The following is a 14,902-nucleotide window of genomic DNA, read 5'->3' on the forward strand; positions in this document are numbered from 1 at the left end:
TTACTTGATGCGCTGGCCAGGCTTGGCGCCGCTGTCAGGGCTGAGCAGGTAGATCTCTTCGCCACCCGGGCCGGCCGCCATGACCATGCCTTCGGACACGCCAAAGCGCATTTTCCGTGGCTTGAGGTTGGCGACCATCATGGTCAGACGGCCTTCGAGCTTGGCCGGGTCAGGATAGGCCGATTTGATACCGGAGAACACGTTGCGACGCTCGTCGCCAATGTCCAGGGTCAGGCGCAGGAGCTTGTCGGCCCCTTCCACGGCCTCAGCTTTGACGATCAGCGCCACGCGCAGATCGACCGCGGCAAAAGTGTCGAACTCGATTTCTGGCGACAGCGGGTCTTTGGTCAGCTCACCGTTGCCTGCCGGGACCGGGGATTGGGTGGCAGCCAGGTCTTCCTTGCTGGCGGCGATCATGGCTTCGACCTTAGCAGGCTCGATGCGGCTCATCAGCGCCTTGAATGGGTTGAGCTTGTGGTTTTCCAGGCGCGACAGGTGGTCATTCCAGGTCAGCGGCGCGACGTTGAGGAAGGCCTCGGCATCGGCAGCCAGCAGCGGCAGCACAGGCTTGAGGAAGATCACCAGTTGGCGGAACAGGTTGATCCCCTGGGCGCAGATGGCCTGGACCTCGTCCTGCTTGCCTTCCTGCTTGGCCAGGGACCAGGGGGCCTTGTCGGCAATCCAAGCGTTGGCGCGGTCGGCCAGTGCCATGATTTCACGCATGGCGCGGGAGAAATCACGGTTCTCGTAAGCTTCGGCGATCGACGGCGCAGCCGCGAGGAAGGCCTCGCTCAGTTCGGGTGCGGCATCGCCGGCGACCAGGACGCCCTCGTTGCCCTTGTGCACGAAGCCTGCGCAGCGGCTGGCGATGTTGACCACTTTGCCGACCAGGTCGGAGTTGACCTTCTGCACGAAGTCGTCGAGGTTCAAGTCCAGGTCGTCGACGCCACGGCCCAGCTTGGAGGCGTAGTAGTAGCGCAGGTACTCGGGGGCCAGGTGGTCCAGGTAGGTACGCGCCTTGATGAAGGTGCCGCGCGACTTGGACATCTTCGCGCCGTTGACGGTCAGGTAACCGTGCACGTTGATGCCGGTCGGCTTGCGGAAGCCCGCGCCTTCGAGCATGGCCGGCCAGAACAGGGCGTGGAAGTTGACGATGTCCTTGCCGATGAAGTGGTACAGCTCGGCCTTGGAGTCTTCTTTCCAGAACGCGTCGAAGTCCAGTTCCGGACGACGCGCGCAGAGGTTCTTGAAACTGGCCATGTAGCCGATCGGCGCATCCAGCCAGACGTAGAAGTACTTGCCGGGTTCGCCTGGAATCTCGAAGCCGAAGTACGGCGCATCACGGGAGATGTCCCACTCCTGAAGGCCCGAATCCAACCACTCGGCGAGTTTGTTCGAGACCGCTTCCTGCAGGGTGCCGCTGCGGGTCCACTGCTGCAGCATGGCCTGGAAATCCGGGAGCTTGAAGAAGAAGTGCTGGGAGTCGCGCAGCTCCGGCGTGGCGCCGGAGATTGCCGATTTTGGGTTCTTCAGCTCGGTGGGTGCGTAAGTGGCGCCGCATTTTTCGCAGTTGTCGCCGTACTGGTCTTCGGCCGCACACTTGGGGCAGGTGCCCTTGATGAAGCGGTCGGCCAGGAACATGCCTTTCTCGGGGTCGTAATACTGGGTGACCGAACGGGTGGCGATGTGGCCGGCGTCGCGCAGGCGGGTGTAGATCAGGCTCGACAGCTCGCGGTTTTCTTCGCAGTGGGTCGAATGGAAGTTGTCGAAGTCGACCAGGAAGTCGGCGAAGTCGCTGCTGTGCTCGGCCTGGACATTGGCGATCAGTTGTTCGGGTGTGATGCCTTCCTTTTCGGCACGCAGCATGATGGCCGAGCCGTGGGCGTCGTCGGCGCAGACATAGATGCACTGGTTGCCGCGCAGCTTCTGGAAGCGCACCCACATGTCCGTCTGGATGTACTCGAGCATATGGCCAAGGTGGATTGAACCGTTGGCATAGGGCAGGGCGCTGGTGACGAGAATCTGGCGTGGCTCGGACATGGTGGCTCGGCTACTTAATCTGGCGACAGGATGGAAAAATAAAGATGATCGGCAACTATAAAGGGCTGACGAATATATTTCACCCCAAGGACGCATCTGCTGACGATTGACGGGTTAGCATAGGCACCTGTTCGATCTAAAGCCTGCCAATGGGAGCCTCCATGAGTGCCGTCACACGTGCCGCCGTCGAAGGCGTGCTTCGCCAGTACACCGACCCCTATCTGAACCAGGATCCGGTCAGCGCCGGTTGCGTGCGCGCTATCGATATCCAGGGCGGCCAGGTCAATGTGCAGTTGCAGTTGGGCTATGCGGCCGGGCTGTTCAAGAATGGCTGGGCGCAGGTGCTGGGCACGGCCATCGAGAACCTGGACGGCGTCACGGCCGCACAAGTGTCCGTCGAGTGCGTGGTCGTGGCGCACAAGGCCCAGGCTCAGGTCCCGGCCATGGCCAACGTCAAGAACATCATCGCCGTGGCCTCGGGCAAGGGCGGGGTGGGCAAGTCCACCACCGCTGCCAACTTGGCCCTGGCCCTGGCCCGCGAAGGCGCCCGGGTCGGCATCCTGGACGCCGATATCTATGGCCCGAGCCAAGGTGTCATGTTCGGCATCGCCGAGGGTACCCGCCCTCAGATCCGCGAGCAGAAGTGGTTTGTACCGATCAAGGCGCACGGCGTGGAAGTCATGTCGATGGCCTTCCTCACCGATGACAATACCCCGATGGTCTGGCGCGGCCCGATGGTTTCCGGCGCGCTGCTGCAACTGGTGACCCAGACTGCCTGGGATAACCTGGACTATCTGGTGATCGACATGCCGCCTGGCACCGGCGACATCCAGTTGACTCTGGCGCAGAAAGTGCCGGTGGCAGGTTCCGTGATCGTCACCACCCCGCAGGATCTGGCGCTGCTGGATGCGAAGAAGGGCGTGGAGATGTTCCGCAAGGTGAACATTCCGGTGCTGGGTGTGGTGGAAAACATGGCCGTGCACATCTGCTCGAATTGCGGTCATGCCGAGCATTTGTTCGGCGAGGGGGGCGGGGAGAAGCTCGCCGCTCAGTATGGCGTCGACCTGCTGGCCTCGCTGCCCCTGTCGATGTTGATCCGCGAGCAGGCCGACAACGGCAAGCCGACCGCCATTGCCGAGCCGGAAAGTCAGATCGCCATGGTCTACCAGGAATTGGCCCGCCAGGTAGGGGCGCGGATCGTGCTGCAGGAAGCTGCGGCGCCTGCGATGCCGAACATCACCATCAGCGAGGACTGACCCGCAGGACCGACAGTTTGCTTCACGGGTAAACCCGCTCCCGCCGCTGTGGTAGCGGGTTCAATCCGCGAAGAAGCCTGCAAATTTCTGCGTCAGGCATAAAAAAACCCGCCATATGGCGGGTTTTTTTGAAGCGCGAAAGAAGGATTAACCTTCGATGCGAACTTCTTCAGCCTGCATACCTTTCTGGCCGCGGGTAGCGACGAAAGTAACAGCCTGGCCTTCTTTCAGGGTTTTGAAGCCGTCAGCCTGGATGGCCTTGAAGTGTACGAACAGATCGTCACCCGACTGAGGGGTGATGAAGCCGTAGCCCTTCTCATCGTTGAACCACTTGACGGTACCGGATTGGCGGTTGGACATGGTATGTCTCCTTGGACAAAGTAGATTTCGGCACAGGAACACCCTGGCCGGGACTGAGTGCAAAGAGAGCGGAAAATTCAGCGATGGGCCGATAGGAATCGTGCATCAAACAGAGATTCTCGGTGTCACGTGCAGCACAGTGGCGCCACCTTAACCCACTTTCCCCGACCTGCCAATGGTCAATGACGGCTTTGTCGAAAATCGGATCGGCGGCGGCTGCAGCTCCCGTCCGGCGCGGGATTGCGGGATGGAACTTTGCCGTAGCCGCCGGGACCGGTAAGATGCGCGTCTCGTTTTTCACCTAGCACTTTCAGGACACTCCCGCCATGAGCATCAAATCGGACAAGTGGATTCGCCGCATGGCGCAGGAACACGGCATGATCGAACCGTTCGTCGAGCGCCAGGTGCGCGGCGGCGAGGACAGCCGAGTCATTTCCTTCGGCGTGTCCAGCTACGGCTACGACGTGCGCTGCGCCGATGAATTCAAGGTCTTCACCAACATCAATTCGGCCACTGTCGACCCGAAAAACTTCGACGCCGGCAGCTTCGTCGACGTCAAGAGCGACGTGTGCATCATTCCTCCGAACTCCTTCGCCCTGGCCCGCACCGTCGAGTACTTCCGCATTCCGCGCAATGTGCTGACCATCTGCCTGGGCAAGAGCACCTACGCGCGTTGCGGCATCATCGTCAACGTCACGCCGCTGGAACCGGAGTGGGAGGGTCACGTGACCCTGGAGTTCTCCAATACCACCACCTTGCCGGCGAAGATCTATGCCAATGAAGGCGTGGCGCAGATGCTCTTCCTCGAATCCGATGAGGAGTGCGAAGTGTCCTACAAGGATCGCGGTGGTAAATACCAAGGGCAGCGCGGCGTCACCCTGCCACGCACCTGAGGCGACGAGCGCGGGGAATTCCTCGTCCGCCAGGCACTCCAATGGCTAGAACGATCCGGTGCGCATGACGCGCATCGGGCATCGCCGGGAGCCGCCAATGAAACTTCACCCCGCAATCAGTGCGAAGCTCGCCGTCCTGCAGCCCAACCAGATAGGGCTGCTGGCTTGGTCATTGCTGGCGCACCCTTCAACGCCCGTACAAGCCGGTGGCGTACCCCATCAGCCCGACCCCGACACACCTCAGCCCCCGGATCCTGGCGAGTCGCCACCCATGGAGCCGGGAGAGCCGACCTTGCCTGACGAACCACCTCCTTCGCCGGTGGCCTGAGGGCCAGCCAGCACGACGGGCTCAGTTGGCCAGCAGGTAACCGCTGCGACAGACCTGCTCGCCCGCCACGTGGGCGACGACCATGCCCGCTGTGGCCATGCGCCTGACGCTGCGTGCATAAAGGAGGCCAGGCTGGGTATTGCGCACCGCGGTCACCCGGTCGTTCAGCGGATCGATGACTTCCGCGATCAGCTCGCCCGCCTCCAGGTATTGGCCGGGTGTCGCGTGGAAGACCAACAGCCCGCCCAACGGCGCCACCACAGGCTCCACGGCGGCCAGCGGCGTTGCCGGGTACGCCAATGGCGGCAGGGCGGGCGCTTCTCCTGAAATCACCCCAGCATGGGTCAGGAAATTGAGTATCCCTTGGCAATCCTGAGTGGCTAGGTCGTGGCTGACATCTGCCTGCCCGCGTAGCTCGACAGTCACAGAGAAACTGCCCAGAGGGATGGGGAACTGCTTGCCAAAACGTTGCTGCAACTGCCACCACACCAGGCTGAAGCATTCATCGAAAGACTGGCCGCCGGAGTCCGTGGCCAGCAGGCTGGCCTGCACGCCCAGATAGCGGGCCAGCGGCTCTACCTGATCCCAGGCCTCCGGTGTGGTGTACAGATGCTCCACGGCCTCGAAGTCGCAATGCAGGTCCAAAACCATATCGGCATCGCACGCCAGGCGTTGCAGGGTCAGGCGCTGGGATTGCAGTGGGGTGCGCGCGGGATGCGCATCCAGGCCCCGGCGCAGGTACTCGCGGATCAGCTCCAGGTTGTGCGAAGGATCGTGGGTCAGATGGCCCTCGATCTGATCGCCGATACTGTCGGACAAATCAACGAAGTTGCGGTTGAAGTTTTCGCCACTTTGCAGCTCGAAGCGCCCCAAGGGCGCGTCCAGGAGCACCTGTTCCAGGCCCACGGGGTTGGCCACCGGAACGAGGATGATCTCGCGTTGCAGCCGCCCGTCCTGTTCCAGCTCCAGCAAACGGCGCTTCAGGTGCCAGGCCACCAGCATGCCGGGTAGCTCGTCGGCATGCAGTGACGCCTGGATGTACACCTTGCCACCGCCGCGAGGGCCGAAGTGGAAGCTATGAAGCTGGCGGGCAATGCCCGGGACAGGGGACAGCAGGTCGTGGGTCGAATGATGCATGGTGGTCCTGGCTGAAGTGGCGAATACGGTCTGCGATGACAGTCGGCAGAAAGATAGAAGCATAACTTCTGCCATTGCGCAGCCTCCTTGCGCGGGTTTGCCCGCACTCAGGCAAGCAAGGCCTGCAAGGTGGCCAGGTCGTCGGCTTCTTGCACAGGTTTGTCATGGCGCCAGCGCAGCATGCGCGGAAAGCGCACCGCGATGCCGCTCTTGTGGCGTTTGGACAAGGCAATACCCTCGAAGCCCAGCTCGAACACCAGTGTCGGGGTCACACTGCGCACCGGGCCGAAGGTTTCCACCGTAGTCTTGCGGATGATGGCGTCGACTTGGCGCATTTCTGCATCGCTCAGTCCGGAATACGCCTTGGCGAAAGGCACCAGGGTGCGTCCGGGAGTCCCCGGTGGCCCGTCCCAGACGGCAAAGGTGTAATCGCTGTACAGGCTGGCACGACGGCCATGACCGCGCTGGGCGTAGATCAACACGGCATCGACGCTGAAAGGATCGATCTTCCACTTCCACCACAGGCCCATGTCTTTGGTGCGGCCCACGCCATAGAGGGCATCGCGCTGCTTGAGCATCAGACCTTCGACGCCCAGACTGCGTGACTGCTCGCGCTGGCGGGCGAGGTCATGCCAGTCGCTGCCCTGTAGCAACGGTGACAACAGCACCGGGGCCAGTGGGTACTGCTGCGTCAGGTGTTGCAGTTGGGCCCGACGTTCATGTTGAGGCCGGTTGCGCCAATCTTCACCCTGCCATTCGAGCAGGTCATAGGCTTGCAGCACCACCGGCGCCTCGGTGAGCAACTTCTTGCCCAGCGTCTTGCGGCCCAAGCGCTGTTGCAGCAGGGCGAAAGGTTGCACGGCGACATCGCCGGCTTGGCTGCCCGGTTTCCAGACCAGGATTTCACCATCGAGCACTACACCGTCAGGCAAAGTGGTGGCCAGGCTGTGCAGTTCCGGAAAGCGCTCGGTGACCAGTTCCTCTCCCCGCGACCATATCCACAGCTGGCCATCGCGCTTGACCACCTGTGCGCGAATGCCATCCCACTTCCACTCCGCCTGCCAGGCAGACACCGAGCCGAGCAACGTCTCGAACTGCTCGACGGGAGCCTGCAGCGCGTGGGCGAGGAAGAACGGGTAGGGCTGGCCGCCGCGTTGGCGATGTTCGTCGGCAGATTCGGCGGCGATCAGCTGCAGGTAGTCTTGCGCCGTCGGGCGGTGGCTGAGATCGGTATAGCCCACCAGACGCTGCGCCACGCGTTTGGCATCCAGACCGGCGAGCTGGGCCAGGGCGCGGGTCACCAGCAGTTTGGACACCCCGACGCGCAAGCTGCCGGTGATAAGTTTCAGGCATAGCATCAAACCGGGCCGATCCAGCTGCGACCACAAGCCTGGCAGGCGTTGACGGATGGTTTCCGGCGGTAGGCCGCGCAGGGGCAGCAGGTGCTCCTCGACCCAAAAGGCCAGTCCCTCGTCATTGCCATGCGGGTTGTCCGGGAGCACCAGGGAAATAGTCTCTGCCAGATCGCCCACAGCCTGGTAGCTTTCTTCGAACAGCCAGTCGGGCAAGTGCGAAAGTTCAAGGGTGAGCTCGCGCAGCAGACGGGTAGGGACCATTTGCCGCGGACGGCCGCCGGCCAGGAAGTACACGGCCCAGGCTGCATCCTCGGCAGGTGCGTCTGCGAAGTAGTCGCGCAGAGCCTCGAGCTTGGCATTGCTGGATGTGGTCGCGTCCAGGCGCAGATAGAGCTCGGCGAAGGTCTTCATGTGCCAGCCTCGGTGTCGGTCTCGTCCTCGTCGCCGTATTCGGTAGCGAAGGCGCGGGCATCGAGGCCCTGTTCGTTGAGGTAGCGCACCAACACATCGACCGAGCCGTGAGTGACCATCACCCGCTCGGCGCCGGTCTGCTCGATCGCCCATAGCAGCCCCGGCCAATCGGCATGATCGGAGAGCACGAATCCGCGGTCCACGCCGCGGCGTCGTCGGGTGCCGCGCAGGCGCATCCAACCGCTGGCCAAGGCGTCACTGTAATCGCCGAAGCGCTTCATCCAACTGCTACCGGCCGCCGAAGGCGGAGCCAGCACCAGGGCCTGGCGCAACATCGGATCGTTGCGGGGGATGTCGCCTGCATAGTGCGTCGGGGCCAGGTGCACGCCCGCTTCCCGATAGACGCGGTTCAGAGGTTCCATCGCGCCATGGACCAGAATTGGGCCGGCGTGCGGGTCCAAGCCGTGGAGGATCCGCTGGGCCTTTCCGAAGGCATAGCAGAACAGCACGCTGGTTTTGCCCTGTTCACGATTGGCCCGCCACCAGGCATCGATCTGCGCCATCACCTCGGCCTGAGGTTGCCAGCGGTAGATCGGCAGGCCGAAAGTCGACTCACTGATGAAGGTATGGCAGCGCACCGGCTCGAACGCAGCGCAGGTGCCGTCCGGCTCGATCTTGTAATCTCCCGAGGCGACCCAGACCTCGCCTCGGTATTCCAGGCGCACCTGGCCCGAGCCGAGCACGTGGCCAGCGGGGTGAAAACTCAAGGTCACGCCCCGGTGTTCGAGGCGTTCGCCATAGGCAAGCGTCTGCAGCTGGATGTCCGGCCCCAATCGGCTGCGCAGGATGCCTGCACCGGGGGCGGCGGTCAGGTAATGGTGATTGCCGGGCCGGGCGTGATCGCCGTGGCCGTGGGTAATCACTGCGCGGTCCACCGGGCGCCACGGGTCGATGTAGAAATCACCGGGCGGGCAATAGAGGCCTTCGGGGCGGGCGATGACGAGATCCATAGGCGTGCCGGTTGGCTAAGGGCTTGTAACCTCAGAGCACGACAGGGTCACGGAAGTTCTTGGTGAAGGAACCGCGAGCGTCCAACGGCGGACGTCGCGGTTCAAAGGGGGCTTGCGATCAGCGGCCAGGGACCAGGGTGAGTCGCTGCGAGCCATAGGCGCGGGAGAAGTTCTGCTGTTGCAGCGGCAGGTTCATGAAACGGCCCTGGAACCAGGCGTCCAGGCCATCGCTGTAATGCCGGCTCGCCGGGTTGCCGGACTGGCCATTGCTCGTCAGCACCTGCAGCGGTTCGGCCTGCCCGAAATCGACGATCATGCGCGCCGATGCCGGCAGGTAGGTATCGAAGCTGCCGCCCCAGGCATAAGGCGTCAGCGCCAGGGTGCTGAAATCGCCGCCTGCGGCCATGGGGTTGCGGCTGATGGCATCACCCAGGCCATGGTAGGTCGGTGCTGGCCAGCGATACTGGTGCAGCTTGCCCCATTGCCAGGCGCGACGGTCGCTGCCCAGCTGGGCGACGCCAGCATCCAGGGCCCCTGCCAGGCTACGGGCGAGAATGGCAGGCTTGTCTTCTTTTTGCGGCGTGTTGCGGTCATCCCAGAACGGGCTGTCCTCGCGGCCCAGCAAGTGGTCGGCCTGGGCCGAGTAGGAAAGCTGCGCATTGCCGATGAACGCTTGCCAGGCCGGGCTGGACTCTGGGCCCAGATCGTCGAGGAAGGTCTGGCGAGCGACCTCCTGCAGGAACAATGCATACAGCGCGGCATCGGCCGATACCGGGCTCAGGCGGCCATCGAAAGCCTTTAGCCGGGTCAGTGCTTCACGCGCTTTGTCCCGCTGGGCGGCCGGTAATGCGTCGATCGCTTGAGTGAGCGACTGGGCCATGCCGGGGGCGTCGAACATCTGCTTGAGTTTGTCTGCCAGCAGAGCGACCTGGTCGTTCTGCAGGGCCATCAGGCTACGGCTGTCGTGGCGGCCGTTGCCGGCCAGCTGGGCCAGGCGCTCGGCGCGCTCGGGGTAGTACCAAGTGTTGGACAGCTGCATCCCGTAGCCACGTGGCAGGCTGCGTTGGTTGGCATGGCCGACCCAGCCGGCGACCGGGTCCTGGTCGTAAGGGTGCAGCATTGGATCGGCGTAGCCATCCCAGTCGTAACGGCTATCCCAGCCGGGCGAGGGCAGCAGGCCCTGGCCTTCGCGGCGATTGGGGTAGCGGCCGCTGACCTGCCAGCCGATGTGCTGCGGTTCGGCGAAGACGAAGTTCAGGGCAGCGGCGCCGACTTCACGGGTATTGTCGAAGGCCCGCTCCACCGACGATGCGCGGGTCAGGTCGAACAGCGCGTCAAGGCTGCGATCGCCTTTGAGTTGTGGCAGGTTCAGGGCCAGGCCGAGGCTGGCATTGGCCGGTTGGCTGAGCAGAGTGCCGTGGCGGGTGTCGTACATGACTTCACGCAGGGGACGTTGACCGCGGACGAAGAAGGTTTCGCTGCGTGCGCGGGCAGGTTGCCACTTGCCATCGGCCAAGTAGCTCACCTGGCTGCCCTGGTGACGCAATTGCTCCAGATACAGGTCCTGGTTGTCGGCCATCACCGCGCTGCTGCTCCAGGCCAGCTTGCCGTTGTAGCCGGCGAGGATGATGGGCAGGCCCGGCAGTGCCAGGCCTGCGACTTGATACTTGCCGGTGTGGATCTGTACCGGGGCGAGGGCCCACGTGGCGCGGCTATCGCTGGCCAACAGGCTCTTGCCGCTGCGGCTGCGTTGCGGCGACAGTGCCAGGTTGGCCGAGCCGGGGCTGCCCAGCAGGCCCAGGTCGGCGAGCTTCTGCCCTGCAGAGCTCAAGCGCTCCAGGCCTGGCAGTTGGCTCTTGAGGTTCAAACCCCTGAGCTTGTCCAGTTCGGCTTCGGCCAGTGGCTCGTCGGGAGCACCTGGCAGGAGCCAGGCGAGCTTGTCGCTGCCGACTTTCTGCGCCAGGGTCAGGGCGGTCAGTTCTTCCTGCAGGTTCACCGACTGGCTGAAGGCATACAGGCTGAAGATCAGCGCCGAGTCCTCAGGCTTCCAATATTCCGGGCGATAGCCGCTGCGGGCCAGGTCCGCAGGCAACTTGTCGCGGTAACGGAACAGATAGGCGTTGACGCCGCGGGCATAGACCTCGAAGAACCGCTTCAGGCGTGGCGAGGCGTCGGCGTAAAGCTGTCCAGCGCTTTGCTTGAGGTTGGCAGCGCGCATCAGACGATCGATGTCCAAGGCGTCAGGGCCGGCCAGTTCAGCCAGGCGCCCTTGGGCCAGCAGGCGCATGGCGACCATCTGTTCGATGCGATCGCCGGCCTGCACGTAGCCCAGGCTGAACAGGGCATCATGGAAACTGCTGCTTTCGATCAGCGGTGCGCCCATGGCGTTGCGGCGTACCGAGACATTCTGTGCCAGGCCTTTGAGCGGTTGCACACCAGTGGTCGGAGGCACGCTGTCCTGGTAGCCGCCCACCTGACAGCCGGCAAGGCCGAACATGCCGAGCACGACGGCAGCGGGGCCGAACCGAAGGCGGAAGGGGGGAAGGACGGGGGCTGCCATGACAAGGCTCCTGCAGGGCGTGGCGGGATTCGGAAAGGCGCTACGTTAGTGAGCGCGCGGTCGCCATGCAAGGTGCCTGTAGGCTTTATTTTCAGGGGGCTGCCCAGTGGTTGGCCGGACCTGAAGTTTCAAGCTTCAAGTCAAAGCAGGTCGAGGGCGAGTCTGCTTTTTCTTGTCGCTTGAAACGTGCCGCTGCCGCGGGGTCAGGCCCCGTGGCACTTCTTGAATTTCTTCTGGCTACCGCACGGGCACGGGTCGTTGCGGCCAACGTCTTTCAGAGCGTTGCGCACCGGCTCCTGATGGCCATGGTTGCAGTGCGGGCCGTGCACGTGGCCGTGGTCGTGATCATGGTGATGGTCGTGACCGTGGTTGCAGTCCGGGCCATGAACATGGGGTTGCTGGGTCATTGCAGGGTTACTCCGGTTGAAGATCGCCGGGGATTATCTCACCACTGCGCGACAAGTGCAGGTCCCGATGGATGATCAGTCCCGTGTGCAGTTCGGCTTGCAGGCGGTAGTGCAGAGGCTGCTCGCGCTTGAGCATCTTGGCCAAGGGCTTGAGCTTTTGCCACAGGTTGGTTCGGGCCGTGATCTTGAACGTGCGCTGGGCGTGGCCGCCGACGCTTCGCCACAGGCTGGCTCCATCCTGCACCAGCAACAGGTCGTTCAGGCGTACCGAGTAGTCCAGGCTGCGGATGAACAAGCGGCTGTCGTTGGGGTTTTCGACCCGCACGTGGAGAATGAACTCCTGTTGCAGCAACCGGGCCTTGACCGTCTCGACCCGGACCAGGTGCACCTGCGGTTCGCGCCATTCGTCGTCACCCCAGCTCGCACAGCCCGCCAGGAGCGTCATCAGCAATGACAGGGCAAGCAGGCGGGCCAGGGTGCTCATGGTCAGCTACCAATGTAACTGGCGCAGCATTTCTTGAACTTCTGTCCGCTGGCGCAGGGGCAAGGGTCGTTGCGTCCGGCCTTGAGTGAAACTGTCGGGTCGATGAAGTACCAACGACCACTGTTCTGAACGAAGGCAGAGCGCTCGCGGTGCTGGTGATCGCCGTGCTGGTCATGCCAGCGTGCGGTGAAGCTTACGAAGGCGTGCTCAGGCTGTCCGCCCAATACCTCGGCGTTCTCGACCTCTAGGCCAAGCCAGGTGCTCTGGGCGCTCCAGGCAGCGATCGCGGCGCGGTCCAGGCCGGCCTGCTGGGCCGGCAGGGTGGTGTCCACCAGATAGTCGACCAAGCCCAGCACATAGGCGCTGTAGCGCGAGCGCATCAGGGCCTGGGCGTCGGGCGCCGGGGTGCCGGCATGGTATCGCCCGCAACAGGCATCGAGCAGGTTGCCACTGCCGCATGGACAGACCGAGACACTCATTGAATCACCACCAGTACTTGCCGAAGTTTTCAGGGTTTGCCCAGAACTTGGCGTTGAGCCAGTCCGGGACCTGCTTGTAGTCATGTAGATCATAGGTGAACAGGCTCAATACCTGCTCGTCTCGCCGGAACTTCTCGCTGGCCGACAGCGCCAGGGCGAAGAAGTCCGTGTCCTGCCAGCCGCAGGCTTGCAGGTCGGCGAGCACTGCAACCCGGCTGGCATTGAGGTTGCGGATGCCGCCGAGCAACTGAAGGCCGGTGCGCTTGGGCAGGTGCTCCAGACAATCCACCAGTACCGCAAGGTCGAAGCGCTGGGCGGCGGCCGGTGCGGGCAGCGGGCCTGGCGGGACCACTTCGATATGCACTTGCGGATGCGCCTGGGCGAAGGCTTCCAAGGCCGGGAAGCGCGTGCCCACCAGCAGCAGACGCTGGGGTGTGAAGCGCTCGAGCAAGGCTGCCAGGGCCTGCTGTGGGGTGCGCTGGGAGAAACTGTCGGTCATTGCCAATCCTCGTTCAGGTCGTCCTAGCCTATCGGGCCGGGCGCGCTCGGCAAAGAGGCGTGGTGCCCTGTGTGGCTTATTGCTGGCAGAGAGGAAGCGGGCGGTCTTTACTCCGAAGGATCGGTCTTATGCCGATTCCCCCTAGGAGATGCGACAAAATGAGCATAGTACGCACAGCGATACCCCTGGTCCTGCTCACCAGCGTGTTGACTGGTTGTGCAGGTTTGCAAAAAACCGACTGGCCGAAGTGTGCTGCCGTCGGGGGTGTAAGTGGCGCAGCCCTCGGCGCCATCGAGAGTTCCACTTGGGCGGGTTGGGGCGCGCTGCTTGGCGGTGGCCTGGCGGCGGGCTACTGCTGGGCCCACGGCGATGGCGACGAAGATGGCGATGGCGTACCGGACAGCCGGGACAAGTGCCCTGGCACGCCACGCGGTGTACAGGTCGATGCCAACGGCTGCCCACCGGCACCGGCGCCGGTCGAGGAGGTGGTGGTACAGAAGGAAGAGGTCATCGTCATCCGCGACGTGCACTTCGAATTCGATTCCGCCCGCCTGACTGCCACCGACAAGGAGCGACTGAACACCATTGCCACCCGACTGAAGCAGGAAGCGCCCAGCGCCCGCCTGACCGTCACCGGACATACCGACAGTGTGGGTTCTGATACCTACAACCAGAAACTGTCCGAGCGCCGTGCGCATTCGGTCACCGACTATCTGGTCGAAAGCGGTGTGCCACGTAGCAGCTTCGTTTCGGTGGTAGGGGCCGGGGAGTCCCAGCCGGTTGCCGACAACGCGACGGCTGATGGCCGTGCCATGAACCGCCGCACCGAGATCAAGATCCAGCGCTGACGGCATGCGCCCATGCCTTGAGCAGTGGCATGGGCGCGTCTTTACTCGGGTGACCGGTAGAGACCGGTGACACAGGAGCTTGATCATGGGTGTTATGTCGAAGGCGGCGTTGCCGCTGGTGCTGGTTACAGGCCTGCTCGCCGGTTGTGCCACCCACAGCGATGGCAGCGCGCCCCTCAATCAAAGGACCTGGCCCCTGTGCAGCCTGCTAGGCGGGCTGGTCGGCGGCGGCCTGGGTGCCATCGAGAATTCCAGTTGGGCTGCCGGTGCCGGAGCGCTCGGCGCTATCGCCGGTGGCTTGATCTGTTACGCCCAGGACGGTGACGGAGATGGTGATGGCGTGTTCGACCGTCGCGACCGCTGCCCTGATACCCCGGCCGGGACGTCGGTCAATCACATGGGCTGCCCGTTGCCGCAGTATCCGACAACGCCACCGGCAGGCGAAGCGCCGGTGCCTGAGGTCATTACCCTGGATGACCAGGGGCAGGTGCTGTTCGCCTTCGACTCGGCACAGTTGACCGTCGAGGCCCAGCAACGCCTGCGTGCCTTGCTCCCTCAGCTGAGCGATCCGCAGGTGACCCGTATCAAGGTCATTGGCTTTACCGACAGCGTCGGCACCGATGCCTACAACCAGGGCCTGTCTGAGCAGCGTGCCGGCAGTGTCGCGGAGTTCCTGATCGCTCAGGGTCTGGCCGCGGACAAGGTGACCAGCCAAGGCCGCGGCGAAAGTGAGCCTGTGGCCGACAACGACACACAAGAAGGTCGGGCTCGTAATCGACGGGTAGAACTGCACCTGAATTGACACCTCTAGCGCCTACCCTGGCATAGGTTTACT

Annotated in this window: 15 protein-coding genes; 5 read left to right on the plus strand and 10 right to left on the minus strand. The window is 63.5% G+C overall.

Annotation, left to right across the window (positions count from 1 at the left end):
* Complete coding sequence (gene metG / locus BLS27_RS12750; RefSeq protein WP_090345047.1) at nt 1–2,040, minus strand: methionine--tRNA ligase; 2,040 nt, start codon at nt 2,038–2,040, stop codon at nt 1–3.
* Between the two features lie 161 nt (nt 2,041–2,201).
* Between metG and apbC the strand changes: the two genes are divergently transcribed.
* Nucleotides 2,202–3,296 (plus strand): iron-sulfur cluster carrier protein ApbC, encoded by a 1,095-nt coding sequence (gene apbC, locus BLS27_RS12755; RefSeq protein WP_043213071.1) that lies wholly within the window; start codon nt 2,202–2,204, stop codon nt 3,294–3,296.
* 147 nt (nt 3,297–3,443) lie between these two features.
* Here the strand turns inward: apbC and BLS27_RS12760 are convergent, their stop codons facing one another.
* Entirely contained in the window at nt 3,444–3,656 is a 213-nt protein-coding gene (locus BLS27_RS12760) for a cold-shock protein (RefSeq protein WP_043213073.1), read from the minus strand.
* Between the two features lie 326 nt (nt 3,657–3,982).
* Here BLS27_RS12760 and dcd point away from each other — a divergent pair, with 326 nt between their 5' ends.
* Together dcd and BLS27_RS12770 are read left to right on the plus strand one after the other, a co-directional pair.
* Nucleotides 3,983–4,549 (plus strand): dCTP deaminase, encoded by a 567-nt coding sequence (gene dcd / locus BLS27_RS12765; protein ID WP_043213075.1) that lies wholly within the window; start codon nt 3,983–3,985, stop codon nt 4,547–4,549.
* 97 nt (nt 4,550–4,646) lie between these two features.
* Entirely contained in the window at nt 4,647–4,877 is a 231-nt protein-coding gene (locus BLS27_RS12770; RefSeq protein WP_080642124.1) for a hypothetical protein, read from the plus strand.
* Between the two features lie 21 nt (nt 4,878–4,898).
* On the opposite strand, the gene BLS27_RS12775 is transcribed toward BLS27_RS12770, so the two are convergent.
* The 8 genes from BLS27_RS12775 to BLS27_RS12810 all read right to left on the minus strand — a co-directional run bounded on the left by BLS27_RS12775 (nt 4,899) and on the right by BLS27_RS12810 (nt 13,219).
* A complete protein-coding gene (locus tag BLS27_RS12775; protein ID WP_090345049.1) occupies nt 4,899–6,014 on the minus strand; it encodes a succinylglutamate desuccinylase/aspartoacylase family protein in 1,116 nt (371 codons plus the stop codon).
* Nucleotides 6,015–6,121: 107 nt separating this feature from the next.
* Nucleotides 6,122–7,780 carry an ATP-dependent DNA ligase gene (locus BLS27_RS12780; RefSeq protein WP_090345053.1) on the minus strand — a complete coding sequence of 553 codons (1,659 nt, stop codon included), beginning with the start codon at nt 7,778–7,780 and terminating at the stop codon, nt 6,122–6,124.
* On the minus strand, nt 7,777–8,790 hold the full coding sequence (locus tag BLS27_RS12785; protein WP_043213082.1) for a ligase-associated DNA damage response exonuclease: 1,014 nt from the start codon (nt 8,788–8,790) through the stop codon (nt 7,777–7,779). The genes BLS27_RS12780 and BLS27_RS12785 overlap by 4 nt, the downstream gene beginning before the upstream one ends.
* Before the next feature lie 118 nt (nt 8,791–8,908).
* On the minus strand, nt 8,909–11,350 hold the full coding sequence (locus tag BLS27_RS12790) for a penicillin acylase family protein (RefSeq protein ID WP_090345056.1): 2,442 nt from the start codon (nt 11,348–11,350) through the stop codon (nt 8,909–8,911).
* 203 nt (nt 11,351–11,553) lie between these two features.
* The gene (locus tag BLS27_RS12795; protein ID WP_011532538.1) at nt 11,554–11,757 is read right to left on the minus strand and encodes an SEC-C metal-binding domain-containing protein; all 204 of its coding nucleotides are present in this window, start codon (nt 11,755–11,757) and stop codon (nt 11,554–11,556) included.
* Nucleotides 11,758–11,764: 7 nt separating this feature from the next.
* Nucleotides 11,765–12,241 carry an LEA/WHy family protein gene (locus BLS27_RS12800; protein ID WP_090345057.1) on the minus strand — a complete coding sequence of 159 codons (477 nt, stop codon included), beginning with the start codon at nt 12,239–12,241 and terminating at the stop codon, nt 11,765–11,767.
* Nucleotides 12,242–12,243: 2 nt separating this feature from the next.
* Nucleotides 12,244–12,720: a YchJ family protein gene (locus BLS27_RS12805; protein ID WP_043213090.1), complete on the minus strand. Its 477-nt coding sequence runs from the start codon at nt 12,718–12,720 to the stop codon at nt 12,244–12,246.
* A gap of 4 nt (nt 12,721–12,724) precedes the next feature.
* Nucleotides 12,725–13,219: a DUF6231 family protein gene (locus BLS27_RS12810; protein WP_043213092.1), complete on the minus strand. Its 495-nt coding sequence runs from the start codon at nt 13,217–13,219 to the stop codon at nt 12,725–12,727.
* A 158-nt stretch (nt 13,220–13,377) separates the two neighbouring features.
* Between BLS27_RS12810 and BLS27_RS12815 the strand changes: the two genes are divergently transcribed.
* Nucleotides 13,378–14,067 carry a PA1041 family peptidoglycan-binding anchor lipoprotein gene (locus tag BLS27_RS12815; protein WP_090345059.1) on the plus strand — a complete coding sequence of 230 codons (690 nt, stop codon included), beginning with the start codon at nt 13,378–13,380 and terminating at the stop codon, nt 14,065–14,067.
* Nucleotides 14,068–14,152: 85 nt separating this feature from the next.
* Nucleotides 14,153–14,869 (plus strand): PA1041 family peptidoglycan-binding anchor lipoprotein, encoded by a 717-nt coding sequence (locus tag BLS27_RS12820; protein ID WP_090345061.1) that lies wholly within the window; start codon nt 14,153–14,155, stop codon nt 14,867–14,869.
* The last annotated feature ends 33 nt before the right edge of the window (nt 14,870–14,902 follow it).

The sequence above is a fragment of the Pseudomonas guariconensis genome, assembly GCF_900102675.1.
GTDB lineage: Bacteria > Pseudomonadota > Gammaproteobacteria > Pseudomonadales > Pseudomonadaceae > Aquipseudomonas > Aquipseudomonas guariconensis.